The following is a 25338-nucleotide window of genomic DNA, read 5'->3' on the forward strand; positions in this document are numbered from 1 at the left end:
ATTCGGCATGGGTATCCGATGTTATCCAAACGGAAATCATTGTCTGCTAAGGCAAGGGCAACCATGCGGCTCCAGTCGTTCATGATTGATTTGAAGCGGGGGTGGAAATGACGCTGGTGAATGCCGCCGCACCTTTTGAGGTGCCGCGTTCGGACCATGCTTACAAATGGTCCATCAGGCTGGTTTGGGCTACCGGACTATACGTTGCCGGAGCGTTTTGTTTCTGGCCGGGGTCGTTCCTGACGCTGAGCCAAATGTACGGCATGAAGTTCGCGGTCAACGTTCCGATCCTGTTGACGCTGGGAATCTTTTCAGCCGGGCTCATTTATGGCGGTTCCGAGCCGACGCGCTACGCCATCAACATGTTGACCCAGCGCTGGCGGCTCTATGCGCCCGTCTTCTTTTTCTTCTTCCTCGGCCTGACGGCCTTTTCGACCTACAAGACGGCCATTCCCTCTGTGGTTCCATTCTATGCCGATCCCTGGCTCGCCAGCCTGGACGAATGGCTGCATGGCATCCAGCCTTGGCAGCTGGCTCACTGGTACGACAGCGATATATTCGGGCTTGTCATCTTCGAAAGCTACAAGAAGGTCTGGTTTGGCCTGTGGTTCGGGACTGTGCTTTTCGTTGCGATGTGGCCACGGCACATCGAACGGATCAGATATCTGTGGGCGCTGCTTCTGACATTCGCGATCATCGGAAGCATGCTTGCCATGGGGTTGTCTTCGGTCGGCCCGATTTTCTATGATCAGATCCTTGGCGGCGATCGTTTCCGCGGCCTGCAGATGGCTCTCGACAACCAGGAATACAGCTACCGTATCCGTGAATATTCGGACTATCTTTTGATGCTCTATCGGGCGGACAAGACGGATCTCGGCAGCGGCATTTCGGCAATGCCGAGCGTTCATGTGGCACTGGTGGTGCTCAACGCCTACTTCCTGTCGTCGCTCAACCGCTGGCTTGGTGCGTTTGGCTGGACCTATGCCGCGTTCATACTGTTCAGCTCGGTCTATACCGGAATGCACTACGCAATGGACGGTTATGTTTCGATTGCCGTGGTCTCGCTGATCTGGTGGCTGACCGGACGCTTCATTCTTCGACCCGCATCGGCCGCAGACCGAGACGCTTGATGTGCATGGGGCATGGCTTGAGCCTGACCCTTAGCGCAGGATATCAGAGAGCTTGTTCGGCTTCTTGTCGCCGAGGCTGAGATCGAGTCCGGAGAGAAGATCGGCCAGATGGCTTTTCATCAGTTCCGAGGCTTCACTCGCGCGGTGTGCTTCGATCGCATCAACCAACTCGTTGTGCGCATGGGTGTGGCAGGTGGTTTCGCGCCTGGACCAGTAGAGCGTGATGATGAGCGAGGAATGGGAGACGAGATCGCGCACGATGTTGATGAGTGCCGACTGGTCGGCGATCTCTGCCAGGCCGACATGGAAACGGGCTGACAGGATGATGGCTTCGCTGTCACGGCCAGCGTGCAGCGCCTCGTGCTCTTCCTTCAGATGCTGGCGCAGCAGCGCGATGTCCTCGGGCTTCGCGCGCATCGCGGCAATCGCTGCAACCTCTGCCTCGATCAGCGCGCGCGCCTGGAAGACGTCAAGCGCTTCCTTCTTCGACGGGTGCGCGACGAACGCCCCGCGATTGGGCTCGAGGCGGACAAGGCGCTCATGCGACAGGGCTTGGAGCGCGGCGCGCACGACGGTACGACTGACCGAATAGATGGCCGCGAGCTCGTCTTCGGGCAGCTTGGTGCCCGGCATAAGGCGACGGCCGATGATGGCGTCCTTTAGGCCTTGATGGAGGCTGGTCCAGCGCGACGCCGGTTTTTCCCCTTCATCAACCGGCCTTAATACAGTCAGCATACTTTTCTTTTTCCGGCGATAGCTCTTTGGCTCCCCACCGATATGGGATTGCAAACCCGCCAAGCCAACCAAAATCAGCCTGAAATCTCACATTGCCCGCATGTCGGTCAATCCCTCCAATTTGTGCAGAAAGCTGGAGGAAAAGGCGGTTCGGTTCGATTTCTCCCTAACAAGGCCGGCTATGCCGCTGAACTGTCCTTGATATGTCCGGACGGGGATAGCGGTGCATAAAAGCCGGCGAAACGCTTGGCGAGTGGTGCAGCGTAGCTTCCAACCTTCGAAGTTTTGAGGCCAAGCATGTGCAGTGATTCAGCCAGCTTGACCGCACAGACCACGCCATCCAGCACCGGAACGCCATGCTGGTGGGCGAGTTGATTGGCAAGATCGGCCATGCCTGCGCATCCGAGAACGATGGCTTCGGCCTTGTCTTCATGCAGGGCGCGGGCGATCTCGTCGGAGATCTTGTGGCGGGCGTCCGAATCCGTTTTCTCCAGATCGAGCACGGGAACGTCGGAGGCCCTGACCTTGGCGCAGCGCGAGGATAGCCCGTACTTGACCAGATTGTGCTCGATGGCAGGAACGGAGCGGGCAAGCGTGGTGACGACGCTGAACTTGCCGGAAATCAGGCTGGCCATGTGGAAGGCGGCTTCGCCGATGCCGATGACGGGTGCTTCCGTGGCACAGCGCGCGGCGTCGAGACCGGTGTCGTCAAAGCAACCGATGACATAGGCATCCATACCCGGGTTTTTGTGCATTTCCGCGATGATGCCCGGGATGGCGAATACCTCGTCGAAATAGCCTTCGATGCTGGGCGGGCCGTCATCAGGATTGACCGCCTGAACCTCCGTGCCGGCACCGGCCGCCAAAGAGGCGGCCTTGCCGATCTTGCCGGTCATGGACCTGGTGGTGTTCGGATTGATGACAAGGATACGCATAAGATATTCCTAGACCTCGCCGCCGAGGTAGAGCTGCTTGACGCGCTCGTCCGTCAGCATTTCGGAGGAGTTTCCACTGAGTGCGACAGAACCGGTCGTGAGCGCATAGGCGCGCTGCGAAATGCGCAGCGCCATGCGCGAGTTCTGCTCGACGAGGAGGACGCTCACCTTTTCGTCGCGGTTGATGGCGACGATTGAGCGGGCAATGTCCTGGACCAGTTTCGGCGCAACACCGAGCGACGGCTCGTCCAGAAGCAGAAGCTTGGGCTTGGCCATCAGGGCGCGACCGATGACCAGCATCTGCTGTTCGCCGCCGCTCATCGTTCCTGCTTGCTGGGAATAGCGTTCCTTCAGCCGAGGAAAGCGCGTCATCACCATTTCAAGGCTCTGGGCGATCTCTCCCTTGTCGGTCCGCGTGAAGGCACCCATCAACAGGTTGTCGCGAACCGTCATGTAGGGGAAGACGCGGCGGCCTTCCGGCACCATCGAGATACCCATGCGCACGATCTCGTCGGGGCCTGCGCCATCTATGCGCTTACCGTTGAAATGGATCGTGCCTTTGCGCGGCTTCTTCAAGCCGGTGATGGCGCGAAGGATCGATGACTTGCCGGCGCCGTTGGCACCGATCAGTGCGACCGTCTCACCTTCGTTGACCTCCAACGATACGCCCTTCAGCGCGTAGACGTGATCGTAGTAGAGTTCGACATCGTCGAATTTGAGCAGTTTTTCCATGGCCTACAACCCGATCGATTCGTCTTCGGCGCCGAGATAGGCTTCGATGACTTTGGGGTTTTGCTGGATTTCCAAAGGTGTGCCCTCGGCAATCTTCTGGCCGAAGTTCAGCACCACGATGCGGTCGGAGATGTTCATCACCGCAGGCATGTCGTGTTCCACCAGAAGCACGGTGATGCCGCGATCCCGCACCTTGCGCACCATCTCCACGGCCTTTTTTGTCTCGTCGTGGTTCATGCCGGCGAAAGGCTCGTCGAGCAGGAGCACCGTCGGATTGGTGGCAAGGCCGATGGCGATGCCAAGCGCCCTAAGATGGCCGTGCGGCAAGGTAGAAGCCACTTCGCCGCCCAGTTCGCCCAGTCCAAGGAAGTTGATGATCTCGTCCGCCGAGCGCCCAAACTCCTCCTGGTCGCGGCGGGCCGTGGCACTGCCGAAATAGAAGCCGGCGAGGCTGGCATTGGAGCGCAGGTGATGTGCGGTGATGACGTTGTCGCGCACCGTCATGCCCTTGAAGATGGTGGTTTCCTGGAATGTGCGCACCACGCCCTTGCGCGCCACGATATGCGCGGCAAGACCGGAGATGCGTTCGCCCTTGAAGCGAACCTCGCCTTCAGTTGGGCGAAGGAACGAGGAGATGAGTTTGAACAGCGTGGACTTGCCCGCGCCGTTCGGCCCGATGACCGAAAGGATTTCCCGGTCGCGCACGGTGAAGGAGACATCGTTGACCGCCACCAGGCCGCCGAAGCGCTTGGTGACTTTCGAAATGGTGAGAATGTCGGTCATCGTCCCGCTCCCTTCGCCTTGCCGGAGAACCTGAGGCTCAAGAGGCCGTTGGGCAGCAGGAGCATCAGTGCGATGAGGATCGCGGAGAAGATCAGCAACTGGAACTCACCGGTCTGGAACAGCACATCCCAGCCGAAGTACAGCACGAAGGTGCCGAGGATCGGTCCGAACACGTAGCTCAAGCCGCCGAGGAAGCAGTTCAGCATGAAGTTGACTGAATCCGCCACGGTGAAGCTCGAAGGGTAGATCGACTGCGAGATGGCCGCGAACATCGCTCCGCCGACACCACCAAGGAAGGAGGAAATCGCATAGGCGAGGACGCGCAGATAGGTGATGTTCACACCGATCGAAGACGCCAGTTCCTCGTTCTGCTGCAGGGACTGGCAGAGCTGCCCTATGCGGGAGTTCTTCAGCCGGTAAAGGCCGGCAAAGCACAGCGCCATCAGAATTACCGAGACGATGTAAAAGGCAAGCCGAGGATTGGTGAGCGTGACAAAGTCTGGCAGCAGCGTGATGCCGAACAGGCTTATGCCGCCGGGTTGCGGAATGCTGACGATGCCCTTGGCGCCGTTGGTGATCGGAAGCGCCAGCGCCAGCAGGCGCACCACTTCTGTCAAAACCAGCGTGACCATGGCGAAATAAACGCCGCGCAAACGCAGGATCGGCAGGCCGATCAGGATACTGGCTGCAGCACAGAATATGCCTGCCAATGGCAAGGTGAGCCAGAACGATACCCCGTAGGCGGTGACCAGGATTGTCGAGACGTAGCCACCCATCAAGGCATAGGCGCCCTGACCGATGTTGATGCGTCCGATGTAGAAGGTGATCCAGACGCCGGCGCTGATGATGCTGAGCAGCGCCACGGAGGTCAGCGTGTAGTAGAGGTCTTCGCGACCGCTGGCACCGATCGCCAGCGGCACCACGATGAGGAGGACCAGCAGGAACGCGCCTGCGAGGAGGGCTTTTGTCGTCATGGTCATGGCCTCAACCCCACGGCTTGCCCATCAGCCCGTTCGGGCGGATGCTGAGGAACACCATCAGGAGAGCGAAGATCACCAGGTAGGTGATGTCGCCATATTCGCGCAGGACGGTCAGGCCGACCGACTCCATCATGCCGAGGATGAAGCCGCCGGCGATTGCACCGCCGACAACGCCCGCGCCGCCGATCATGACCATGAGGAAGGCCTTGATCGAGATCGGGCCGCCAATGCCTGAATTGACGCCGGTGATGGTGACAAGCAGGCCGCCGACCGCACCGGCCAGAAGCGCGCCGAGGGCAAAGCCGATCATCGAGTAGCGATCGACCTTAACGCCCATCAACTGGGCGGCGACGCGGTCCTGGGCGAGTGCCCGCATGGCGCGTCCGGGCTTGCTGTACTGCATGTAAAGGACGAAGGCGGCGATCATGGCGAGCGCGACAATGCCGACGACCATGCGGTCATAAGGCATGATCAGGCCGTCGGACACGAAGACGCCGCTGACGATCTTGGGCACGCCGCGCTGCTTTTCGCCGAAGGCAAGCAGGATGACCGCGTCGAGGAAGAAAGCGACCGCCGCTGCAAGCAGCATGGTACTTTCCTCCCGCTCGCTTCGTCGCACGACCGGGCGAAACAGGAATTTTTCGATCAGCGCGCCTACCACGCCAAGCGTGATGCTGGCGGCTGCGAGCGCGACTGGAAATGGCAGACCTAGTTGCCCGTAGATGGCGTAGGTGACGAAGCCGCCAAGCACATACATCTGCCCGTGGGCAAAGTTGAGCACGTTCATCAGCGCGAAGATCAAGGTTAGACCGAGCGCGATAAGTGCGTACTGGGCTCCGAGATAAAGCCCGTTGGCAATTACCTGTTCCATGATTTCGAATCCGGTTCGGAAAGAGAACTGGGCCAAGTCCCAAGTCTCGAAAACTCTAAGGTGCAACCAGCAGAAATGACATGTGGTGTTGCACTTGATCGCACTCTTGAACGCTGCGCCCGCGCATGTCTTTTGCCCTTGCAGGGGGCGTACGGGCAATCAGGTCCCGCTTTGGAGCGCCCCGATCCTACGGGTGGCGACGCTCCAAAGCAGTGTTGCGCAACATTTCTGCCGAAACCGATGCAGGCTTCGGCAACGATCGATCAGTCGACTTCGCCGACGAACAGGGTCTCGAACTTGCCGTCCTTGAATTCGGTCACCACCATCGGCACCGAAATCTGGCGCTTCTGGGTGAACGACGTCTGGCCGACATACTTCAACGTGCCTTCCTTCACGAAAGGATTGGGCGCGGAGAAGGTGTCCATCGTCTTCTTGTATTCCTCGACATTGTCGATCGCGGCCGGGTTGGCCTTCAGCGTTTCGACGATGTAGTCGAGGGCATAGACCTTGGTGTTGGACTCGTCGTTGTACTCGCCATATTTCTTCGTATAGCGGTCGATGAACTCGTCCATTTCCGCCGACCTGATTTCAGGGGTCGAAGCGCCGCCGACCGAGATGAAGCCGTTGGCAAGCTCGCCGGCGCCTTCCTGAAGCACGGTGGCGTCCTGTGCCGTTTCAGCCGAAATCAGTCCTTCATAGCCAAGCTCGCGCGCTGCACGAATGAGCAGGGGCGCGTTGGCCGGAGCAACGCCCGAAAGTACGAGCAGGTCCGGCTTCTGCTGGACGATCGGCGTCATCACAGGCGTGAAATCGCGGGTGTCGTTCGGGTAGGTGTCGTTCTGCGCGACGATTTCCAGCCCAAGCGCCTTGGCCGCTTCGACACCGCCGTCGCGCTGGCTGAGCGGGTCGGATTCATTGGCGGCAACGAAGGCGATCTTCTTAACGCCCTTGTTTTCCTTGAGGTACTTATAGATCGCGGGGGCGGACTGGTAGTTGGCGACCATGCCCAGAACGGCATTCGAGGCCGGCGGGGTATAGAGCGCCTTGGGGAATGCATATGGGAAGTAGATGATCCCCTTGCTTTCCGCTACCGGGCGGACGGCGGCCGCGCCGTCATCGACGTTCGGGCCGACGACGTAATGAATGCCTTCCTGCGCCATCTTTTCCATGCCGGCGATTGCGCGCTTCGGGTCTTTCTGGTCGTCGAAGGTGACCAGTTCGATGTTGTAGGTGTCGTCGCCGATCTTGACGCCGCCCTTTTCATTGATCCAGTCGGCGCGAACCTGCATGGAGCGAACGTTCGACGTTCCCCAGGCTGCGGCCGGACCGCTGGTCACGCCAACGAAACCGATCTTGAGGGTCTTATTTTCGGCGTGGGCCGAAGAGAGAGCGCCGACAATGGCAAGTGTGGAGGCAGCGCCGAGTGCCAGAGACTTCAAAGCAGTGCGTCTGTTAATCATTTCACTCCCCTTTTTATGATCGCGCTTTTATCGGCTCTATGGCTGCGCGAGTGACGTAACGAAAACACGGGTATACATTTCTGTCAACATATCACTGGTAGTTTTGTATACAAAATATTTGACCGCGAAATTTGCCCCCATTTCGTACGACAATGCTGTCAGTTCATCGAACTTGGCTGGCTTGGGCAGTGTTCATTTGGAGCGCTTTGCGATACTCGATTGAGAAGGGGAATTCGCACGCGAAACAAGTGCGGGGAGCTTGATGAGGGCTTTCATTGCAAAGCTGGTGGCAGCGGTCGTCCTGCTGTTCGCACGCGCGGTAACCGCTGTCAGGGCCATCTGGGATGAAAGCGGTTTGCCACGCCGGCAGGCCGTCTATTTCGCCAACCATTCCAGCCATGGCGACTTCATCCTGATATGGGCGGTGCTGCCTCCGCGCCTGCGCCGGCGGGTGCGGCCGGTTGCCGGCGCCGACTACTGGCTCAAGTCCAAGCTGAGGAGCTTCATCGGCAAGGATGTTTTCAACGCAGTGCTGATCCAGCGGGTGCGCGACGAGCGCGAGGACGACCCGGTAACAATCATGGCCAAGGCGCTGGGTGGCGGCGCGTCGCTGATCTTCTTTCCAGAAGGTACCCGCAACCAGACGGACGTGCCTCTGCAACCCTTCAAGTCCGGCCTGTTTCATCTGGCGACGGCTTGCCCGAACGTCGACTTGGTGCCGGTTTGGATCGCCAATCTCAACCGGGTCATGCCGAAAGGCGAATTCGTGCCGATCCCGTTGATCTGCACTGTAACTTTCGGCGCGCCGACACGCCTTGGCATTGGCGAAAGCAAGGAAGCATTTCTGGCGCGGGCGCAGGCGTCACTGCTTGAGCTTGCTCCCAAACAGGCGGGCGGTTGAAGATGAGCGCAACCCAGTCGGACATGCTTCTACTTTTGCTCGGCATAGCCGGTGTCCTGCTTGTCGCCTCGCTCGCCGGTTACATCCTGCAGCAGAAGCTGTCGCCGGAAGGTTCGAACGCGGCGATTGAAAACCTGAATGCACGCATCAAGGCGTGGTGGGTGATGGCGATCCTGATCGCGATTGCGTTTGTTGCCGGGCGTATCGGCGTGCTTTTGCTGTTTGCGTTCTGCTCGTTCGCGGCACTCAGGGAATTCGTGACGCTCACCAATACGCGGCGTGCCGACCACTGGGCGCTTGCCACCGCCTTCTTCATCGTGCTGCCGGCCCAGTATGTGCTGTTGTGGACCGAGAACTACGGGATATTCTCGATCTTCATACCGGTCTATGCGTTCCTTTTGATGCCGATCATCGCGGTGGTCCGCGGCGACACGCAGCATTTCCTGGTGCGCATAGCGGAGGTTCAATGGGCGTTGTTGATCTGCGTCTTCTGCGCCTCGCACGTGCCGGCATTGCTGACGTTGCAGATTCCCGGCTACGAAGGTCGCGCCGTGCTGTTGATCGCATTCCTGGTCATCGTGGTTCAGTCGAGCGACGTGCTTCAATATGTGTGGGGCAAGCTGTTCGGGCGGACCAAGATCGCGCCCAACCTTTCGCCTTCCAAGACCGTGGAAGGATTTGTCGGCGGTGTCGCCAGCGCAACGCTGGTGGGGGCGGCATTGTGGTGGATCACCCCATTCACGCCGGTCCAGGCCGGGCTGATGGCCCTTCTCATTACCATGATGGGCTTCTTCGGAGGGCTGGTGATGTCGGCCATCAAGCGGGATCGCGGCATCAAGGACTGGGGGCATCTCATTGCGGGCCATGGCGGTCTGATCGACCGGCTGGATTCCGTGGTCTTTTCAGCGCCGATCTTCTTTCACCTCACCCGTTACTGGTGGTCGGCTTCGTGATCGAAAGGCTGCGCGCCCTTGCCGGCAGCGGCGTTGTCCATGTCGCCTTCGCCTTCGTGGCGATGGGCGGCTGGGCCGTATTCGCCAACTTTTCGCATCCGATGCCGCGTCCGCTTCTGGCAGGGCTGGTCCAAGGCACAATTTCGGCCGTCCTGACGCTTTGCCTGAAGTCCATCATCGATAAGCTGTCGGACGTATTCAAGGGAAGTTTGCGCCTTTGGGCGCCACCCCTGGTTGCGTGTCTTGCGACGTCGGGCATTCTCGTCGCCCTGCATGCGTTGAGCGGAACACCTGAAATCCTGCGCACCATCGCGGTGCCGCTTGCCGTTTTCACGACATATGCTGCGACCTACAATTACGCGCGATTGCGAGGGGGAAGGGAGAGCCATGGGAGAAGGTGACCGCAGGCCATTGGCAAGCCGGAATACACAATGGGCGCGGGCGCTTGCAGGACGCATGGCTGCGCTATCGGTCACGCCGAATACGATCTCTCAGGCAAGCATGGTTATGGCGGCGTGTGCCGGCGCGGCCTTCTGGGTAGGGGGTGAAAGCAGCGGTGGTACGCGCAGCCTGCTTTTGATCGCGGCAGCGGCGTTTTGCCAGTTGCGCCTGCTTTGCAATCTGCTTGACGGCATGGTGGCCGTGGAGGGCGGCAAGGGCGAAGCCGACGGGCCGTTCTGGAACGAGTTTCCAGACAGGGTCGCGGACGTGATGATCCTGGCAGGTTTGGGGTGTGGGATCGGTATGCCGGCTCTCGGCTGGGCTGCGGCCGCCTTCGCGCTGCTGACCGCATATGTGCGGGAGCTTGGCCGGGCAAACGGAGCGCCAAGCGACTTCTCCGGACCGATGGCCAAGCAGCATCGTATGGCGTTGGTGACGGCAGCGGCCCTGCTGACGTCAGTCGAGTTCCTGTGGAATGGCGACGGCCAGATCCTGATGCTGGCGCTGTGGATCATCGTCATTGGCGCCGGCCTGACCGCGCTTCGCCGCGCCTATCGGCAGATCGGCTGGCTGAGGGCAAATCGTGCCAGCTAGATGGGGCGTCGGCAATGGCAGCGGAATTCGGCCCGCTCGGATGCAACCGGGCGGGCCTTTGTCAAGAACAGCCGGGTCAAGAATAGCCGGGCAGCGTCACGGATTGCCGATCTGTGCTCCGCCGAGACTTGCGCCAACACCTTGAGAACTGGCGCTGACACCGAGGCCATCGCGCCCGCCGACACCAATGCCTAGCCCATCGCTGTTGTTGCTGCCTGCGCCTGCACGTCCGACATCGGCGTTGATGCCTCCGGTATTGTTGGAAGCGGCGTCACGCCCCAAGCCGACATTCAACCCTCCGGTATTTCTCGAGGCTGCCGCAGTGCCAACACCTGCATTCATGCCGCCTGAATTTCGAGATGCGGAATTGCCGCCAACTCCGATGTTCACGCCACCCGTGTTGTCTTGGGTCGCACCGCCAATGCCAAGATTGACGCCGCCAAGCACACCGGCAGCCGAGGTTGCGCCTGATGCGCTCGACTTGCCGGGTGCGGCCTTGGCAGTCTTGCTCGGCGAAAGCGGCGCGACGCAGCCGTTTTCCAAAATAGTCAGAAGTTGTGCGCGTGAAAGCGATCCCGCCGGGACACTGCAGATGTCAGCATGCGAATAGGCCGTACCAATCAATAGCAGTGTAAAAGCCAACCCTGTACTGCGACTTGAACATTTGATTCTCGGAATGAACATGGCATTTCTCCCGCCTGTTGATGATAGAAAACAACCAGTCGGTGACAACAAGGTTTCATTTGCCCTGCCAATAGAGATAACGAAAAGTTAACGGCGCGGGATGTCCCGGAAGACGGCGGGGAAGTGGGACACCTCTAAGACGAAGAAGTGGGCAGCAAGCCGGGCGCGACCGCGGCAATGACATACCAGTGAGGAAGAGAACCGAGGCTCATATAGAGTCGGTTGGTGCCCCTAGCCGGGATCGAACCAGCACTCCTTGCGGAACTCGATTTTGAGTCGAGCGCGTCTACCAATTCCGCCATAGGGGCTCGGACCCTGAGGTCACGATGGGCGCGGACTATACGGCCCAAGGGGGGTTCGTCAACAGCCCAGTTCGCTATTTCCAAAGATGGGGCAAAACACCATCTGTCGGTTTCGTGACCAAGCCGTCATTGTGCCGCCACGAATCTCTTCCTATTCAGGCGGCACGTAATTCGGGGGACATATGCTTCGCGGACTTTACGACTGGACGCTGTCGCTCGCGGCAAGGAAATCCGCCGAGTGGTGGCTTGCTTTCATCGCTTTCGTCGAAAGCTCGGTATTTCTCGTTCCGGCCGACGTGCTCTATCTGCCCATGGCGCTATCGCGGCCGGAGCGGGCATATCGTTATGCGCTGGTTGCGACGGTGGCATCAGTGCTGGGCGGCATCGCCGGCTGGTTCATAGGTCACTACGCCTACGATGCGTTCGCCAAGCCGGTGCTCGAATTCTATGGCAAGTATGACGAGTTCGAAGCGCTGCGGACCTCTTCGGGCGTCGGCTTCATCATCCTGATGCTGGTGACTTCGGGCCTCGCCCATCTGCCGCCGATCAAGGTGGTAACGATCCTTTCCGGCGTCATCGGCGTCAATCTGTTGCTGTTCATCATCCTGGCAATCGTGGCGCGTGGCGCGCGCTTCCTGTTCCTGGCCTGGCTGTTGCGCAAATATGGGGAGCCGATCCGGGAGTTTATCGAAAAGCGGCTTGGCACCATCGCTGCCGCCGCTGCCGCCGTGCTGATTTTGATCTATGCAGTCGTGAGATATGCCCACTGACGGTTGCGAACTACAAAGGCCGACAAGATGACCGACAACACAGTTTCCCACAGCGCTCGCCGACCGATGCGCACAGCGCTGTTTCTTGCCGTCGCCATGGCTGCGACCGTGGGCTCGGCGCTCGGCTTCCAGTACATAGGCGGCTACATTCCCTGCAAGCTCTGCTACGAACAGCGCATCCCGTACTATGTTGGCATTCCCCTGATGGTTCTTGCCGTGCTGACTTCGTTGGTCAAGCTGCCGGCCTGGACCACGCGCGCGCTCCTGGTCATCGTCGGACTGCTGATGGTCTACGGCCTCTATCTCGGCGTCTATCATTCCGGGGTGGAATGGGCCTGGTGGCCGGGTCCGACCGATTGCACCAACGTAGCTGGTCCGGTCGATACCGGCGGCAACGGCGTGCTCGATGCGCTGGACAAGTTCGTGCCGCCATCCTGCGACAAGGCGGCGCTGCGTATCCTTGGCCTGTCGCTGGCCGGCTGGAACGCCATTGCCAGCCTTATCCTGGCAGCAGTCGCGTTTCGCGGAGCGCTGTCGCGCCGCTGAGCATTCCGGAAAGCCGGGATCAAGGCTCCAGTTCGACGTCCCAATAGAGATAGTCCATCCAGCTTTCGTGCAGATGGTTGGGCGGGAACGAACGGCCGTTATTGTGAAGGTCTTGTACGGTAGGTTGGTACGGCTTCTGCAGCGGCCACATCTTGGCCTTTGCGGGCAGAAGGCCCCCCTTGCGCAGATTGCAGGGCGAGCAAGCGGCAACCACGTTATCCCACGTCGTCGCGCCGCCGCAACGCCGTGGGATGACGTGGTCGAAGGTTAAGTCCTCCGGCGTGCCGCAATATTGGCAGCGGAAGTGATCGCGCAGGAAGACGTTGAACCGGGTGAAGGCCGGATAGCGCGAAGGCTTCACATAGGTCTTGAGGCTGACCACGCTTGGAAGCTTCATCGAGAATGTCGGCGAGGAGACGGCGTGCTCGTACTCGGCGACGATGTTGACCCGGTCGAGGAACACCGCCTTGATGGCGTCCTGCCAAGACCAGAGCGACAAGGGGTAATAGCTGAGCGGGCGGTAGTCCGCGTTCAGCACCAGTGCTGGCAGCCCATCCGGAGATACGCCAACCGTCACGTTTCTGGCCTCCTTCGCCCACGCATCAACGGTGCGGATACTGTAAGCCCGACATGACAGGGATGTGAAGCGGGTTGTCCGTCGTGCAGCCCCTCAAATATGCACGATTTAAGCGCTTTTTTGTGGTCAGGCGGGCGGTGCGGCGTCGCGGCCCCTGGTTTCGCGGTAGTAAGACCAGAAAAGCCGCGATGCGACGCCTCGCCAGGGGCTCCATGATTCGGCCAGCTTGATCAGCGCTTTTTCACCGGGACGAGGGCTTATTTCCAGCGCATGGCCAACAGCGCTTTGCAGAGCGACATCGCGGGCCGGGAAGATGTCGGGGTGGCCGGCGGCGAACAGCAGATAGCATTCGGCAGTCCAAGGTCCGATGCCGGGAACCGCGGTCAAAAGGCGCAGCGCCTCGGCAGCGTCGAGCGAGCAAAGGTGATGGAGGTCGAGACCATCCTCCACCGCCTGCGCGACAGCGAGCAGGCCGCGCTGCTTCGGCCGCGACAGGCCTGCCTCGCGAAACACCTGTTCGCCGGCGGCAAGGACGGCCTGTGGCGTCAGCGGATCGAGCAGATTTACCAGCCTGCCGAAAATGGCGTCGGCGCTGGCCCGCGAAACCTGCTGCGAGATGACAATGGAGGCGAGGCTTCTGAAACCGGGTTCGGACAGGCGCAACGGCACCTCGCCGGCGATGCCGCGCACCTTTTCCAATCTTGGATCAAGGCTGCAAAGCGCATCGAGCCCAAGGGCTATGTGGTCGAGGGTCTCTATGCGCTGCATGGCTTTCTTGAATCGCTCGCCACGCCAAGGTAGCAATCGGTTCAAGTTCCACACAACCCGAAAACAACCCGCTTGCCGACACTGCCGACATTTCGCTTCGCTCCGAGCCCGAATGGCCAGTTGCATCTTGGCCATGCCTATTCGGCGCTGCTCAATCAGGCGCTGGCGAAGGCAAATGGCGGGCGCATGCTGTTGCGGATCGAAGACATCGACACGACACGCTGCACGCCTGCATTCGAGGCCAGCATCTACGAGGATCTGCGCTGGCTGGGCGTGGAATGGGAAGGGGCAGTGCGGCGGCAGTCGCAACATTTCGCCGACTACGAACAGGTGTTTTCGCGGTTGATCGCAGAGGAACTTGTCTATCCGGCTTTCATGAGCCGGGGCGAAATCCGCGCGTTCATTGCCGAAAGTGAGAGCAGGGGACGCAAATGGCCGCGCGACCCTGATGGTGCGCCGCTCTATCCGGCCGTCGACAGGGCGCTCAGCCAGAAGGAGCGCCGCAAGCGAATTGCCGATGGCGCGCCCTTTGCCTGGCGTCTCGATGTGGAGGCCGCGGTTGCGCGTATCGGCATGCCGCTCGCCTGGATGGAGTATTCAAACGAAGCCTTGTCCGAGACGCGGGTGGTGGAGGCCCAGCCACAGGCCTGGGGCGATGTCATCCTGGCGCGGCGCGAGATCCCGACCAGCTATCATTTGTCGGTCGTGGTCGACGACGCCTTGCAAGGGATCAGCCATGTCGTGCGCGGCATGGATCTTTATCTTGCCACCAGCATCCAGCGCCTGTTGCAGGAGCTACTCGGATTGCCGCAGCCAAGCTATTTCCATCACCGGCTTGTTCCGGGACCGGATGGGCGCAAATTGTCGAAAAGCCAGCAGGATACCGGCCTTGCCGCGCTTCGGCAGGCAGGTATGACCCCGTTGGACGTGCAGCGCCTCGCCGGCTTCAATTCTAGCGGCGCGCCAACCCAGCCTTGATCAGCGCCAGTGCCGCGAACAGCGCAAAGCCGCCGCCAAGGCCATAGGCTGTCGCAAGCTTGAGGTCGGCAAAGATAAGTCCCTGGCGGTTGGCCAGATAGACGGCGGTGACAAAACCGGCCGTGACAAGCAAGGCATTGCCGGTCGGCCCGAAGCCGTTTTCCTTTACAACCGCGTCGAGTATCGTTCCCGATAAGAATGCTATCGCGGCGACGACCGTGAGGCCGATCGCCAACCCGCCCATATCCATGTCCCACATGGCCGTTCCCTTCAAGAGTTCAGCGCGCGACAGATTTGGCGGAGGATTCCGGCTCGCCTACCGCGCTCCAGAGTCTTGAATTTGCTCATGCTCCGGCTTGGGATATGTTTGAATTGGACGGAGCATGCGCTGCTGGCGCCGGTCTGAGGCCGCCGGCCATTCAATTAGGCTTAGTATATGATTCAGCCGTTTCCTTTTGCTTGAATGCGATCGCGGCATTAGAGCGAGCGCATTAGCAAAAACTTCACCAAGGCGCGGCGACCCATCGGCATGCATGAAATCAAGAGATTTATCCCGGCGACCTTCGTCGTTTTGTGGGCCACCGGGTTTATCGGCGCGCGCTATGCCATGCCGTGGGCGGAGCCGTTCACGTTTCTTGGCACGAGGTTTGTCATCGCGGCGATCCTGTTCGTCCTGCTGATGGTCGTGCTCGGTTCGAAGAAGGCGTCGCGCAAGGAGGCGCTTAGTGCTGCCGTTGCCGGAATGCTGATGCACGGCGTATATCTGGGTGGCGTGTTCTGGGCGATCCATCGGGGAATGCCGGCAGGGCTTTCTGCGTTGATCGTGGGCCTGCAGCCGCTGATCACCGCGGTGATGGCCGGCAAGGTGCTGGGCGAGAAAATCCTGCCGCGCCATTGGCTGGGGCTGGCGATCGGCTTTGTCGGCGTGATCATCGTGCTATGGCCGAAGCTTGGTGCGCTGGGCAGCGGCATCACGTTCGAAACGCTTCTCGCCTCGCTTATCTCCGTTGTCGGCATGAGCGCGGGTACGGTGTGGCAAAAGCACTCCGGCTCGAACGGCGATCTCGTGACAGGTACGTTCTGGCAATATGTCGGCGGCGCCGTCGTCGTCGTGCCGGCTGCCTTCCTGCTCGAAACGCGGGAGGTCGTCGTCAATGGCGAGCTCATCTTCGCGCTTGCCTGGCTCGTGCTGGTTCTCTCGATCGGCGCCATCTTCCTTTTGATGATCATGATCCGCGACGGCGAGATGTCGAAGGTCGGATCGCTGTTCTACCTCGTGCCCGCGGTGACGGCCGTCATGGCCTGGGCGCTGTTCGGCGAACATCTCAATTTCATCCAGATCGTCGGCATGGCGATCACGACATTCGGGGTGGGCCTGGCGACGGCTCAGGTGCCGACGCGGGCGCGGGCATCGAGATAGCGGCTGATCGCGGCGTTCAGTTCACCGCCGAGAATGAAGATTGCCGAGACGATATAGAGGAAGACGACCGCGATCATGATCGATGCCAGCCCGGCATAGGTGGTGACGTAGGATGAGAAATGGTCGAGATAGGTGGCGAATACCGTCGAGCCGACAAGCCATGCGACAAGCGTGAAGATGATGCCGGGGATGATCGAGACGAAGCTGCGCTTGCCGGCAGGCAGCCAGAAATGAACTGCGATCAGGCCGCCGACAATGACCGACGAGGCGATGATATAGCGCCACAATGTGATGGTGCCGGTGTAGGGCTTGATCCATTCCATGTAGGCCTCGGCCAGGCGTGCCAGCAACGGTGCGAAAACCAGAAGCAGGCTGATGGCGAGGAAGCCGGCCGTTGCGATGAGGACGAAGCCGATGCTTTGCACGCGGCGGTAAATGATGCCGCGGTTCTCGGTGACGCGATAGGCGCGGTTCAGCGAGGTCCGCAGCGCCTCGATGCCGTTCGAGGCGAAAAACGCTGCCAGAAGAACGCCATAGGTCAAGAGATCGGTACGCTGCACGGTCAGGACGTTCAAGACTTCGCGGGCAATCGGCTTGGCGATCTGCTCGGGCCAGGTATCGAAGACGATGTGGACAGCGGTGTCGGAAAAGGCCTGCGCACCAAGGAAGCTCGCAAGCGTGGTGGCGAAAATCAGGAACGGGAACAGCGCCATCAACGCGGTAATGGCAAGGTGACTGGCCATCGCCCAGCCGTCGTCGGCGTTGAAGTGCCCGAGCGCATCATAGAGCACCCGCTTCAGGGCTACGATCTTCCGTAACAATGACCCGTCCTGCAATTGTATCCCAGTCGCGAATATGGGAAGGGTTTGCGACAAATAACAAGCCTTGCCGGAGCAACGATCCTGACCGCGAATGAGTTGCGCACCATCATTGTCACCGGTGCCTCATCCGGTATCGGCGCGCATTGCGCCCGCGCATTGAAGGCTGATGGGTGGCGGGTCTTCGCAACGGCGCGCAAGGAAAGCGATCTTGCCGCGCTCGAAGCCGCCGGCATTGAAAGTTTCTATCTCGACTATCGCGAGCCAAAGTCGATCGAGGCTCTGGTTGCCGCCGTGCTCGAGCGCACCGGCGGACGGCTGGACGCGCTTTACAACAATGGAGCCTATGCGCAGGCGGGCGCAGTGGAAGACCTGACGGTAGATGCGCTGCGCGAACAGTTCGAGGCCAATTTCTTCGGCTGGCACGATTTGACGCGCCGCGTCATTCCCGTCATGCGCGCTCAGGGCCACGGCCGGCTCGTGCATTGTTCATCGATACTCGGGCTGATGCCGGCGGGGCTGCGAGGCGCCTACTGCGCCTCCAAATATGCGGTTGAAGGCCTCATGCTTTCACTGCGGCAGGAACTGGCGGAGAGCGGTATCCACGTTTCGTTGATCGAGCCCGGCCCCGTCGCCTCCAGCATTCACAAGAATGGGATGACGTGGTTCCTCAAGAATGTGGACTATGGAAACTCGGTTCACCGTGCGGGCTATCGCGCGCAACTGGAGGGACTTCGGGCGGCTCCTGCCAGGCGGCGCGCCAATCCCGAAATCGTGTACCGGGCACTGCGGCATGCGCTTGTGTCGCGGCGTCCCCGACCGCACTATGTGGTAACTGTTCCAGCCCGAATCGGCATCCTGTTGAAACGGCTCGTGCCGGCGCCGCTGCTCTATCGCTTGCTAGCCAGGACAGCCTGAGAAACCAAAGCGGATTTTGCCCATGGCAACCTTTTTCAATATTCTTGCTGTCGTTTTCATGGTGGCGGTCGTCGCGGTGTTGATCCGCGGTCTCATCAACATGATGCGAGGCGGTTCCAGCAACACCTCTAACAAACTCATGCAGGCGCGCGTGATGCTGCAGTTCGTGGCGCTTGTGCTCATCCTGCTGGCCGTCTATTTCACGCGCAAATAGGCAGCGATATTCGAGACGAGGGGAGCGGCCTATGGTCAAGCTGAACAAGATTTATACGCGCACCGGCGACAAGGGCACGACCGGTCTCGGCAGCGGCGAGCGGCGCTTGAAATGCGATCCCCGCGTGGAGGCTTATGGCACCGTCGACGAGGCCAATGCCTGCATCGGTCTCGCGCGCGTCCACACAGCCGAAAGTCATCCCGAGATCGATGCAATGCTGGGGCGGATCCAGAACGACATGTTCGACCTTGGCGCGGACCTGTCGACGCCGGACACGGGAAAGCCGCTGGAGTACGAACCGCTGCGCATCATTGCGTCCCAGGTCGCGCGCATCGAACAGGACATCGACCTCATCAACAAGAACCTGTCGCCTCTGCGCTCTTTCGTGCTGAACGGCGGTACGCCGGCGGCGGCTGCCCTTCATCTGGCGCGCACGGTGGCGCGCCGGGCCGAACGGGCGATGGTGGCCTTGGCGCAGGATGAAAACGAACACGTCAATGCCGAAGGCATCAAGTACATCAACCGTGTTTCCGACCTGCTGTTCGTGGCCGCGCGAGCGGTCAATGACAACGGAAACGCCGATGTGCTATGGGTTCCGGGCAAGAACCGCTGAATTCTCCAACGGATAGCGGAGGGGCAAGATGTTCATTCCGCTTCATGACTCCAACAGTCTGCACTACATCAAGCTGCAATATGTCACGATCGGGCTGATCGCGGCGAATGTAATCGGCTATTTCATGACGGCGCTTGGCGGCGAGGCATTTTCCAATGCCGCCGTGCTTGGCCTCGGTTTCATTCCATCCGTGGTGCACAACACGGCGGAGCTTTCGCCGCAGTTCGTGATCATTCCGGAAGATTTCAGCTACATCACCTATGCGTTTCTGCATGCCGATATTTTCCATCTCGGCGGCAACATGCTGTTCCTTTGGGTGTTCGGCGACAATGTCGAGGATGCGCTCGGCCATGTCCGCTATCTGATCTTTTATCTCCTGTGCGCGGCAGGCGGAGCATTGTTCCACGGCATGGTTGCGCCCGAATCGCAAGCGCCGCTGATCGGCGCTTCCGGCGCGATCGCAGGCGTCGTTGCCGCCTATCTGATCCTGCATCCAAGGGTGAAAATCTGGATTCTGGCCTTTGGCCGTATTCCGCTGCGTATTCCCGCCTACATCGTGCTGGTGCTTTGGATCGGGTTGCAGTTCTTCATGTTTGCCGCAGGCGGCGAGGACCAGGTGTCGTGGGCCTGCCATATCGGCGGCATTATCTCGGGCGCGCTGCTTGTCGTCGTGATGAAACGTCGCGACGTACCGCTGCTGGATAGGGAAGTGGTGACGCCGCGTTCGGTCAAGGTTGAGCAGAAGAGCGCCGTCGAGCCGGTCGAGGCGCAGCCTGCGCCACGGTGGGGCCGACACTAGGACAACCGCGATTCAACCGATTAGCGCGCCGTTGCGGATATTGACGTGGCAGAAGCTCGCAACTAGGTTCCGCGCGCCTGCGGAAGCCTTCCCGCCACCAACAGGCGGTGGAAGACCATAATTCTGTGCGAAAATGTCGGCATTCGACAACTCTGAAGGGGCAAGCGCTGCTATAGCGCACCCGAAACATCGCAAGAGGTGAAAAGAGATGAAGGTTCTCGTCCCTGTAAAACGGGTTGTAGATGCGAATGTGAAAGTTCGGGTCAAGGCGGACGGTTCGGCCGTCGAGCTTGCCAATGTGAAGATGGCGATGAACCCGTTTGACGAGATCGCCGTTGAAGAGGCGATCCGTCTCAAGGAGGCCGGCAAGGTCGAGGAGATCGTGGTGGTTTCGGTTGGGCCGCAGCAGGCTCAGGAAACGCTGCGCACCGCGCTTGCGATGGGTGCCGACCGCGCGATCCTGGTCAAGACCGACGAGCAAGTCGAGCCGCTTGGCGTCGCCAAGGTGCTGAAGGGCGTCGTGGATGCCGAACAGCCGGGCCTGGTCATTCTCGGCAAGCAGGCGATCGACGACGACTCGAACCAGACCGGCCAGATGCTGGCGGCGCTGCTTGGCTGGGCGCAAGGCACGTTCGCCTCCAAGGTTGAGCTTGCGGGCGACAAGGCCAAGGTGACGCGCGAGGTCGATGGCGGCCTGCAGACGGTCGAGTTGAAGATGCCGGCAATCGTCACCGTCGACCTACGCCTGAACCAGCCGCGCTATGCGTCGCTGCCCAACATCATGAAGGCGAAGAAGAAGCCGCTGGACGAGAAGTCGCCTGCCGATTTCGGTGCCGACGTGAAGCCGCGGCTGAAGGTCATCAAGACCGAGGAACCGGGTGGCCGCAAGGCTGGCGTGAAGGTCAAGACGGTTGCGGAACTGGTCGACAAACTTAAGAACGAAGCCGGCGTGCTTTAAGGTTCGGACAGGGAAAGGGTTAGAAATATGGCAATTCTCCTCATCGCCGAACATGACAATGCAAGCCTGTCCGACCAGACCGCCAAGGCGCTGTCGGCAGCTCTCAAGATCGGCTCCGACGTTGACGTGCTGGTGGCAGGCAGGGGCGCCAAGGGCGCTGCCGATGCGGCTTCCAAGCTGAAGGGCGTGCGCAAGGTTCTGCTGGCCGAGGCCGACGAACTGGCCGAGCGCCTCGCAGAGCCGCTGGCGGCACTGGTCGTCTCGCTGGCCGGTTCCTATGACACCATCATTGCGGCAGCCACTTCGACTGGCAAGAACGTGTCGCCTCGCGTTGCGGCGCTGCTCGATGTGGCGCAGGTTTCGGAGATTATCGAAGTCGTCTCGTCCGATACCTTCAAGCGGCCGATTTATGCCGGCAACGCCATCCAGACGGTGCAGTCGAGTGACGCCAAGAAGGTTGTTACGGTTCGCACGGCCTCGTTCCAGGCAGCGCCTGAAGGCGGCACCGCCCCGGTCGAGGCCATCAAGGCTGCCGCCAATCCGGGCCTGTCGACCTTTGTCGAGAACAAGCTGTCGGAAAGCGACCGTCCCGAACTCACCTCCGCAAAGATCATCATCTCGGGTGGCCGCGCGCTCGGCTCCTCGGAGAAGTTCCAGGAGGTAATCCTGCCGGTGGCCGACAAGCTGGGTGCCGCCGTTGGCGCCAGTCGCGCCGCGGTCGACGCAGGCTACGCCCCCAACGACTGGCAGGTCGGCCAGACCGGCAAGGTCGTAGCACCGGACCTCTATATCGCCTGCGGCATCTCAGGCGCCATCCAGCACCTTGCCGGCATGAAGGACTCAAAGGTCATCGTCGCCATCAACAAGGACGAGGAAGCCCCGATCTTCCAGGTGGCCGATTACGGTATCGTCGGCGACCTCTTCACCATCCTGCCGGAGCTCGAAAAGGCGCTTTGACGCTGTTTCGCTAAGCGTATTAAATAGTCGGAGGGCGGGGTAGACTAAGTCGCCTCGCCCTTTTAGTTTGCGCTGCACAAAAGCAGGCGGACGGGATTGTCAAATGAGCAAGATCGGTACGATCGGTATCGTCGGAGCGGGACAGATGGGTGGCGGCATCGCCCATGTTTCTGCGCTGGCAGGCTACAAGGTGCTGGTCTACGACGTCTCATCCGAGCGCATCGAGAAGGGCCTTGCCACCATCAACGGCAACCTTGCCCGGCAAGTGGCATCCGGCAAATTGGAAGAGAAGGCGCGCAAGGCTGCGGTGGAGAACATTTCCGCGGCACCCGCCATGTCCGACCTTGCAGCCGCCGACCTCGTCATTGAGGCAGCGACGGAAGACGAGGCCATCAAGCGCAAGATTTACGCGCAGCTTTGCCCGCAGCTTAATCCGACCGCCATTCTCGCGACCAACACATCGTCGATCTCGATCACGCGGCTGGCCGCGCAGACAGATCGGCCGGAGCGCTTCATCGGCATACATTTCATGAACCCGGTGCCGGTGATGAAGCTGGTCGAACTCGTGCGCGGCATCGCAACGGACGACCAGACCTTCGACGTGGCCAAGACCTACGTTAAGCAACTCGAAAAGACGATCACCGTGTCGGAGGATTTTCCGGCCTTCATCGTCAATCGCATCCTGTTGCCGATGATCAACGAGGCGATCTACACGCTCTATGAGGGTGTCGGCACGGTCGAGGCAATCGATACGGCAATGAAGCTTGGCGCCAACCATCCGATGGGTCCGCTGCAGCTTGCCGACTTCATCGGCCTCGATACCTGCCTGTCGATCATGCAGGTGCTGCACGACGGGCTGTCGGACTCGAAGTATCGCCCTTGCCCCCTGCTGGTGAAGTATGTCGAGGCGGGCTGGCTTGGCCGCAAGACGGGCCGCGGCTTCTATGACTACCGCGGCGATATCCCGGTCCCGACGCGCTGAGCGGCAACCGAGGCCGGGTGTTTCAAATCAGGATGCCTTGGCGGCCTTGAGCGGTTTCGTCTCGACGGTTTCAGAGGCTGCCTTTGGCGCAGCGCCCGCCACGAAGACACAGCCTCGGCCAGCCGCCTTGGCTGCGTAGCAGGCCATATCCGCCCGCGCGATGATCTCGTCCACCTCGCCATAGCCTGTATCGATCGGCGTTACACCGATGCTGGCTCCGATGGAATGCGTGCGGCCGTTCCATTCGAACTCCAGCGCCGCGATGGCCGCGACGATGGTTCTTGCCGCCTCTTGCGCGGCCTCGGCTGAACCGTTCTGCAAGACCACTGCAAACTCGTCGCCGCCGAGCCTTGCGACAAGATCGGCCGGTCCGAAACCGTTTCGAATGATGGTTGCGACGCGCTTCAGCAGGGCGTCGCCAGCGGCATGGCCGCCAGTGTCATTAACCTGCTTGAAGTGATCGAGATCGATGAACATGAAGTGGTGACCGACGGCGTCGGACTTCGACTTCGCGACCAGTTCCGTCACCTTCTGGATAAAGAAGGAGCGGTTGGCCAATCCGGTCAGGGCGTCGTGGGTGGCTGCATGGGCAAGCTGCCGCTGCAGGGCGCGGGCGTCGGTAAAGTCCTGGAAGACGACCACCGAACCGGAGAATTCGCCGTGCTCATTGATGATTGGCGAAACCACCTGGCGCACGCTGCAACGGGTGCGGTCGTGCCTTACCAGAACAGCCCGGTTGTTCTGGTCGGCCGATTTTCTATCAGACGAGATCGAGCGGGCGAGGTCGAGAACGTGGCTGCTTTCCTCGTCCACGGTGCAATAGACCGCTTCCAGAGGCTGGCCGAGCGCTGTCGTGCCGTCCACACCGGTGAGCTTTTCGGCCAAGGGGTTCATGAACGTAATCTTGCCCGCGGCGTCGGTGCAGATGACTGCATCGCCAATGGAGCGCAGTGTCACCCGTAGCCGTTCCTTCTCGTCTGCCAACAAGGCGGCCGATTGGGCAAGGCGCAGTTCGACTTCCTTGCGCGCGGTGATGTCGGTGATGCTGCCGATGACCCGGATTGCGTGACCTTCAGCGTCGCGCGACACTGCCTTGCCGCGATCAAGCACCCATATCCACCTGCCGCTCTTGTGGCGCATGCGGTACTCGACCTCGTAGTACGGGGCCTTTCCATCCAGATGGGCCTGATCGGCCGCCTTGATGCGTTCGATGTCGTCGGGATGGGCAAGCTTGAGCCAGAGGTCGGAATCAAGCTTCTTATCGCCCCGGCGATAGCCAAGCAGCTCGAGCCATGTGTCGGAATAAGTCGTAGTGCCTTCCTGCAGGTTGCCGTCCCACACGCCTTGCTTTGCGCTGGCCAGCGCGAAGTTCCAACGCGTTTCGGTTTCGGCGATCCGTTGCTTGTCGTCCATGACCTGGCGGACGAAAAGGCCGACGAGAAACGGCGTCGAAACGGTGATGGCAACTGCGATCTGGAAGCCGTTCCTGAACGCTTCGATGCCTTCGCCAAGATCCGGGACGTAGCCCAACATTGCCGTGACGACGGCGGCGCCACCGGTTGCCGAGCAGACCAAGGCCAGTTCGAAGACACTGAGCCGAGGTGTCAGCACCATCAGCGGCAGCATCGCGATTGCGAACAGGAAGTGACCCGAAGTCAGGGAAAGGCAGGTAATCGCGATGCAACCTGCGCAAATGGCCAGCAATCGTGCGAGCGCGCCGACATCGAGCAATGCGGTAAGCTTGGTTCGCGTGGCGAAGGCCATTGCGGGAAGGAAAATTGCGACCCCCAAGGCATTAGCGGAGAACCAGGCCCAGCCTGTTGGTGCGACCGGCCAGCCGTTCAGGAAGAATGTCACGCCGGCGAAAGCAAAACCCGCCGCGAGGGGCGCAATTCCTCCCGCAACTCCCAGAACAAGGCCGAAATCGCGCGCGCCCAGCTTTTCCGGGCGAACCTTTCCGACCAGCCTTCGGGTGAGATCGATCGCGATGGCGATGTGGCACAAGTTTGCCGCGGCATAGAGCGCCGCCATTTCCAGGCTTGATCCGAAGGCCATGTTGACCGCCAGGGAGGCCAGGATCAGGACAGCGGCGTCGTGGATCGAGACGGTGGATTTCTGGCGGGCCAGCATGGCAAAGGCGAAAGCGTTCGGCAGCCACAGGCCGGCAATGCCATCACCCAGGCGCGACAAGAGAATAGATGCCGCCCCAGTTACGAAGAAGCCACCGGCAAGAAGCGCTGTCCGCCTCCAATTGCCTGATGTGAAAGGCCTCAACCCCAAAAAATGCACGAGAACCCCAAGATTTCAGCGAAAACTATGAGGTTCGACACTGCAGGAACTGCATTTAAGAAAAGTTGCCCCCGAGGTCCGATGGCCTTCAGGACGGCGGCATCTGGCGGCATGATTAAGGAAAAGTTGCGTTCAAAATTGCGACGGGCCTGTTTCCGCCAGCGGGGTTTTTCGGCAGGTGGTTTTACCAAGCCGCAAAGAAAAGCGGGCGAGACCTAAATGGTCCCGCC

The 25338-nt window shown here is 60.4% G+C and carries 29 protein-coding genes and 1 tRNA gene; 16 read left to right on the forward strand and 14 right to left on the reverse strand.

Features of this window, described 5'->3' with window-relative positions; genetic code table 11:
- Positions 1-107: 107 nt before the first annotated feature.
- A complete protein-coding gene (locus ACODTY_RS09605) occupies positions 108-1130 on the forward strand; it encodes a phosphatase PAP2 family protein (RefSeq protein WP_488994069.1) in 1023 nt (340 codons plus the stop codon).
- 30 nt (positions 1131-1160) lie between these two features.
- On the opposite strand, the gene ACODTY_RS09610 is transcribed toward ACODTY_RS09605, so the two are convergent.
- The 7 genes from ACODTY_RS09610 to ACODTY_RS09640 all read right to left on the reverse strand — a co-directional run bounded on the left by ACODTY_RS09610 (position 1161) and on the right by ACODTY_RS09640 (position 7626).
- Positions 1161-1865, reverse strand: coding sequence for a GntR family transcriptional regulator (locus ACODTY_RS09610; RefSeq protein WP_488994070.1), 705 nt, complete (start codon positions 1863-1865; stop codon positions 1161-1163).
- A 179-nt stretch (positions 1866-2044) separates the two neighbouring features.
- Positions 2045-2800, reverse strand: coding sequence for an aspartate/glutamate racemase family protein (locus ACODTY_RS09615; RefSeq protein WP_488994071.1), 756 nt, complete (start codon positions 2798-2800; stop codon positions 2045-2047).
- Between the two features lie 9 nt (positions 2801-2809).
- On the reverse strand, positions 2810-3532 hold the full coding sequence (locus tag ACODTY_RS09620; RefSeq protein ID WP_488994072.1) for an ABC transporter ATP-binding protein: 723 nt from the start codon (positions 3530-3532) through the stop codon (positions 2810-2812).
- Between the two features lie 3 nt (positions 3533-3535).
- Entirely contained in the window at positions 3536-4315 is a 780-nt protein-coding gene (locus ACODTY_RS09625; RefSeq protein WP_488994073.1) for an ABC transporter ATP-binding protein, read from the reverse strand.
- The gene (locus ACODTY_RS09630) at positions 4312-5295 is read right to left on the reverse strand and encodes a branched-chain amino acid ABC transporter permease (RefSeq protein ID WP_488994074.1); all 984 of its coding nucleotides are present in this window, start codon (positions 5293-5295) and stop codon (positions 4312-4314) included. The genes ACODTY_RS09625 and ACODTY_RS09630 overlap by 4 nt, the downstream gene beginning before the upstream one ends.
- A 4-nt stretch (positions 5296-5299) precedes the next feature.
- Positions 5300-6166, reverse strand: coding sequence for a branched-chain amino acid ABC transporter permease (locus tag ACODTY_RS09635; protein ID WP_488994075.1), 867 nt, complete (start codon positions 6164-6166; stop codon positions 5300-5302).
- A 263-nt stretch (positions 6167-6429) separates the two neighbouring features.
- Entirely contained in the window at positions 6430-7626 is a 1197-nt protein-coding gene (locus ACODTY_RS09640; protein WP_488994076.1) for an ABC transporter substrate-binding protein, read from the reverse strand.
- 262 nt (positions 7627-7888) lie between these two features.
- Here ACODTY_RS09640 and ACODTY_RS09645 point away from each other — a divergent pair, with 262 nt between their 5' ends.
- From ACODTY_RS09645 to ACODTY_RS09660, 4 genes are read left to right on the forward strand one after another with little or no spacing between them, the layout of a single operon-like run.
- Positions 7889-8527: a lysophospholipid acyltransferase family protein gene (locus ACODTY_RS09645; RefSeq protein WP_488994077.1), complete on the forward strand. Its 639-nt coding sequence runs from the start codon at positions 7889-7891 to the stop codon at positions 8525-8527.
- Positions 8528-8529: 2 nt separating this feature from the next.
- Positions 8530-9480, forward strand: coding sequence for a phosphatidate cytidylyltransferase (locus tag ACODTY_RS09650; protein ID WP_488994078.1), 951 nt, complete (start codon positions 8530-8532; stop codon positions 9478-9480).
- On the forward strand, positions 9477-9881 hold the full coding sequence (locus ACODTY_RS09655) for a hypothetical protein (protein ID WP_488994079.1): 405 nt from the start codon (positions 9477-9479) through the stop codon (positions 9879-9881). Before ACODTY_RS09650 ends, ACODTY_RS09655 begins: the two co-directional genes overlap by 4 nt.
- Complete coding sequence (locus tag ACODTY_RS09660) at positions 9868-10515, forward strand: CDP-alcohol phosphatidyltransferase family protein (protein WP_488994080.1); 648 nt, start codon at positions 9868-9870, stop codon at positions 10513-10515. The genes ACODTY_RS09655 and ACODTY_RS09660 overlap by 14 nt, the downstream gene beginning before the upstream one ends.
- Positions 10516-10611: 96 nt before the next feature.
- Here the strand turns inward: ACODTY_RS09660 and ACODTY_RS09665 are convergent, their stop codons facing one another.
- Both ACODTY_RS09665 and ACODTY_RS09670 read right to left on the reverse strand, forming a co-directional pair.
- Positions 10612-11247: a hypothetical protein gene (locus tag ACODTY_RS09665; RefSeq protein WP_488994081.1), complete on the reverse strand. Its 636-nt coding sequence runs from the start codon at positions 11245-11247 to the stop codon at positions 10612-10614.
- 175 nt (positions 11248-11422) lie between these two features.
- Positions 11423-11507 (reverse strand) — tRNA-Leu (locus ACODTY_RS09670).
- 176 nt (positions 11508-11683) lie between these two features.
- Here ACODTY_RS09670 and ACODTY_RS09675 point away from each other — a divergent pair.
- Positions 11684-12271 (forward strand): YqaA family protein, encoded by a 588-nt coding sequence (locus tag ACODTY_RS09675; protein ID WP_488994082.1) that lies wholly within the window; start codon positions 11684-11686, stop codon positions 12269-12271.
- 27 nt (positions 12272-12298) lie between these two features.
- Positions 12299-12817: a disulfide bond formation protein B gene (locus ACODTY_RS09680; protein WP_488994083.1), complete on the forward strand. Its 519-nt coding sequence runs from the start codon at positions 12299-12301 to the stop codon at positions 12815-12817.
- Positions 12818-12836: 19 nt separating this feature from the next.
- Here ACODTY_RS09680 and ACODTY_RS09685 read toward each other — a convergent pair whose 3' ends face one another.
- Together ACODTY_RS09685 and ACODTY_RS09690 are read right to left on the reverse strand one after the other, a co-directional pair.
- Positions 12837-13394, reverse strand: a complete 558-nt coding sequence (locus tag ACODTY_RS09685; protein ID WP_056234434.1) for an HNH endonuclease — start codon at positions 13392-13394, stop codon at positions 12837-12839.
- 126 nt (positions 13395-13520) lie between these two features.
- Positions 13521-14162 (reverse strand): DNA-3-methyladenine glycosylase family protein, encoded by a 642-nt coding sequence (locus ACODTY_RS09690; protein ID WP_488994084.1) that lies wholly within the window; start codon positions 14160-14162, stop codon positions 13521-13523.
- A gap of 72 nt (positions 14163-14234) precedes the next feature.
- Here ACODTY_RS09690 and gluQRS point away from each other — a divergent pair, with 72 nt between their 5' ends.
- The gene (gluQRS, locus tag ACODTY_RS09695; protein ID WP_488994085.1) at positions 14235-15140 is read left to right on the forward strand and encodes a tRNA glutamyl-Q(34) synthetase GluQRS; all 906 of its coding nucleotides are present in this window, start codon (positions 14235-14237) and stop codon (positions 15138-15140) included.
- Here gluQRS and ACODTY_RS09700 read toward each other — a convergent pair.
- On the reverse strand, positions 15115-15399 hold the full coding sequence (locus ACODTY_RS09700) for a hypothetical protein (RefSeq protein WP_488994086.1): 285 nt from the start codon (positions 15397-15399) through the stop codon (positions 15115-15117). The genes gluQRS and ACODTY_RS09700 overlap by 26 nt on opposite strands.
- Before the next feature lie 270 nt (positions 15400-15669).
- Between ACODTY_RS09700 and ACODTY_RS09705 the strand changes: the two genes are divergently transcribed.
- Positions 15670-16560, forward strand: a complete 891-nt coding sequence (locus ACODTY_RS09705; RefSeq protein WP_488994087.1) for a DMT family transporter — start codon at positions 15670-15672, stop codon at positions 16558-16560.
- Here ACODTY_RS09705 and ACODTY_RS09710 read toward each other — a convergent pair.
- Positions 16527-17381 carry a YihY/virulence factor BrkB family protein gene (locus tag ACODTY_RS09710; RefSeq protein ID WP_488994088.1) on the reverse strand — a complete coding sequence of 285 codons (855 nt, stop codon included), beginning with the start codon at positions 17379-17381 and terminating at the stop codon, positions 16527-16529. The two genes, ACODTY_RS09705 and ACODTY_RS09710, sit on opposite strands and share 34 nt — an antisense overlap.
- Positions 17382-17426: 45 nt before the next feature.
- Between ACODTY_RS09710 and ACODTY_RS09715 the strand changes: the two genes are divergently transcribed.
- The 7 genes from ACODTY_RS09715 to ACODTY_RS09745 all read left to right on the forward strand — a co-directional run bounded on the left by ACODTY_RS09715 (position 17427) and on the right by ACODTY_RS09745 (position 22819).
- Positions 17427-18296: an SDR family oxidoreductase gene (locus ACODTY_RS09715; RefSeq protein WP_488994089.1), complete on the forward strand. Its 870-nt coding sequence runs from the start codon at positions 17427-17429 to the stop codon at positions 18294-18296.
- A 22-nt stretch (positions 18297-18318) separates the two neighbouring features.
- A complete protein-coding gene (locus ACODTY_RS09720; protein ID WP_488994090.1) occupies positions 18319-18510 on the forward strand; it encodes a twin transmembrane helix small protein in 192 nt (63 codons plus the stop codon).
- A gap of 31 nt (positions 18511-18541) precedes the next feature.
- On the forward strand, positions 18542-19123 hold the full coding sequence (locus ACODTY_RS09725; protein ID WP_488994091.1) for a cob(I)yrinic acid a,c-diamide adenosyltransferase: 582 nt from the start codon (positions 18542-18544) through the stop codon (positions 19121-19123).
- Between the two features lie 28 nt (positions 19124-19151).
- Entirely contained in the window at positions 19152-19922 is a 771-nt protein-coding gene (locus ACODTY_RS09730) for a rhomboid family intramembrane serine protease (RefSeq protein WP_488994092.1), read from the forward strand.
- A 208-nt stretch (positions 19923-20130) separates the two neighbouring features.
- The gene (locus tag ACODTY_RS09735) at positions 20131-20880 is read left to right on the forward strand and encodes an electron transfer flavoprotein subunit beta/FixA family protein (protein WP_488994093.1); all 750 of its coding nucleotides are present in this window, start codon (positions 20131-20133) and stop codon (positions 20878-20880) included.
- 27 nt (positions 20881-20907) lie between these two features.
- Positions 20908-21837, forward strand: a complete 930-nt coding sequence (locus ACODTY_RS09740) for an electron transfer flavoprotein subunit alpha/FixB family protein (protein WP_488994094.1) — start codon at positions 20908-20910, stop codon at positions 21835-21837.
- Between the two features lie 103 nt (positions 21838-21940).
- Complete coding sequence (locus ACODTY_RS09745) at positions 21941-22819, forward strand: 3-hydroxybutyryl-CoA dehydrogenase (protein WP_488994095.1); 879 nt, start codon at positions 21941-21943, stop codon at positions 22817-22819.
- 27 nt (positions 22820-22846) lie between these two features.
- On the opposite strand, the gene ACODTY_RS09750 is transcribed toward ACODTY_RS09745, so the two are convergent.
- Entirely contained in the window at positions 22847-25009 is a 2163-nt protein-coding gene (locus ACODTY_RS09750; protein WP_488994096.1) for a diguanylate cyclase domain-containing protein, read from the reverse strand.
- Between the last annotated feature and the right edge of the window lie 329 nt (positions 25010-25338).

The organism is Mesorhizobium sp. FG116 (assembly GCF_057809835.1).

Excerpts from the sequence above, each read along its gene's own strand:
- ACODTY_RS09605 (WP_488994069.1), top strand. The coding sequence starts at position 108 with ATGACGCTGGTGAATGCCGCCGCACCTTTTGAGGTGCCGCGTTCGGAC.
- ACODTY_RS09610 (WP_488994070.1), bottom strand. The coding sequence starts at position 1,865 with ATGCTGACTGTATTAAGGCCGGTTGATGAAGGGGAAAAACCGGCGTCG.
- ACODTY_RS09615 (WP_488994071.1), bottom strand. The coding sequence starts at position 2,800 with ATGCGTATCCTTGTCATCAATCCGAACACCACCAGGTCCATGACCGGC.
- ACODTY_RS09620 (WP_488994072.1), bottom strand. The coding sequence starts at position 3,532 with ATGGAAAAACTGCTCAAATTCGACGATGTCGAACTCTACTACGATCAC.
- ACODTY_RS09625 (WP_488994073.1), bottom strand. The coding sequence starts at position 4,315 with ATGACCGACATTCTCACCATTTCGAAAGTCACCAAGCGCTTCGGCGGC.
- ACODTY_RS09630 (WP_488994074.1), bottom strand. The coding sequence starts at position 5,295 with ATGACCATGACGACAAAAGCCCTCCTCGCAGGCGCGTTCCTGCTGGTC.
- ACODTY_RS09635 (WP_488994075.1), bottom strand. The coding sequence starts at position 6,166 with ATGGAACAGGTAATTGCCAACGGGCTTTATCTCGGAGCCCAGTACGCA.
- ACODTY_RS09640 (WP_488994076.1), bottom strand. The coding sequence starts at position 7,626 with ATGATTAACAGACGCACTGCTTTGAAGTCTCTGGCACTCGGCGCTGCC.
- ACODTY_RS09645 (WP_488994077.1), top strand. The coding sequence starts at position 7,889 with ATGAGGGCTTTCATTGCAAAGCTGGTGGCAGCGGTCGTCCTGCTGTTC.
- ACODTY_RS09650 (WP_488994078.1), top strand. The coding sequence starts at position 8,530 with ATGAGCGCAACCCAGTCGGACATGCTTCTACTTTTGCTCGGCATAGCC.
- ACODTY_RS09660 (WP_488994080.1), top strand. The coding sequence starts at position 9,868 with ATGGGAGAAGGTGACCGCAGGCCATTGGCAAGCCGGAATACACAATGG.
- ACODTY_RS09675 (WP_488994082.1), top strand. The coding sequence starts at position 11,684 with ATGCTTCGCGGACTTTACGACTGGACGCTGTCGCTCGCGGCAAGGAAA.
- ACODTY_RS09680 (WP_488994083.1), top strand. The coding sequence starts at position 12,299 with ATGACCGACAACACAGTTTCCCACAGCGCTCGCCGACCGATGCGCACA.
- ACODTY_RS09690 (WP_488994084.1), bottom strand. The coding sequence starts at position 14,162 with ATGCAGCGCATAGAGACCCTCGACCACATAGCCCTTGGGCTCGATGCG.
- ACODTY_RS09700 (WP_488994086.1), bottom strand. The coding sequence starts at position 15,399 with ATGTGGGACATGGATATGGGCGGGTTGGCGATCGGCCTCACGGTCGTC.
- ACODTY_RS09705 (WP_488994087.1), top strand. The coding sequence starts at position 15,670 with ATGCATGAAATCAAGAGATTTATCCCGGCGACCTTCGTCGTTTTGTGG.
- ACODTY_RS09720 (WP_488994090.1), top strand. The coding sequence starts at position 18,319 with ATGGCAACCTTTTTCAATATTCTTGCTGTCGTTTTCATGGTGGCGGTC.
- ACODTY_RS09725 (WP_488994091.1), top strand. The coding sequence starts at position 18,542 with ATGGTCAAGCTGAACAAGATTTATACGCGCACCGGCGACAAGGGCACG.
- ACODTY_RS09730 (WP_488994092.1), top strand. The coding sequence starts at position 19,152 with ATGTTCATTCCGCTTCATGACTCCAACAGTCTGCACTACATCAAGCTG.
- ACODTY_RS09735 (WP_488994093.1), top strand. The coding sequence starts at position 20,131 with ATGAAGGTTCTCGTCCCTGTAAAACGGGTTGTAGATGCGAATGTGAAA.
- ACODTY_RS09740 (WP_488994094.1), top strand. The coding sequence starts at position 20,908 with ATGGCAATTCTCCTCATCGCCGAACATGACAATGCAAGCCTGTCCGAC.
- ACODTY_RS09745 (WP_488994095.1), top strand. The coding sequence starts at position 21,941 with ATGAGCAAGATCGGTACGATCGGTATCGTCGGAGCGGGACAGATGGGT.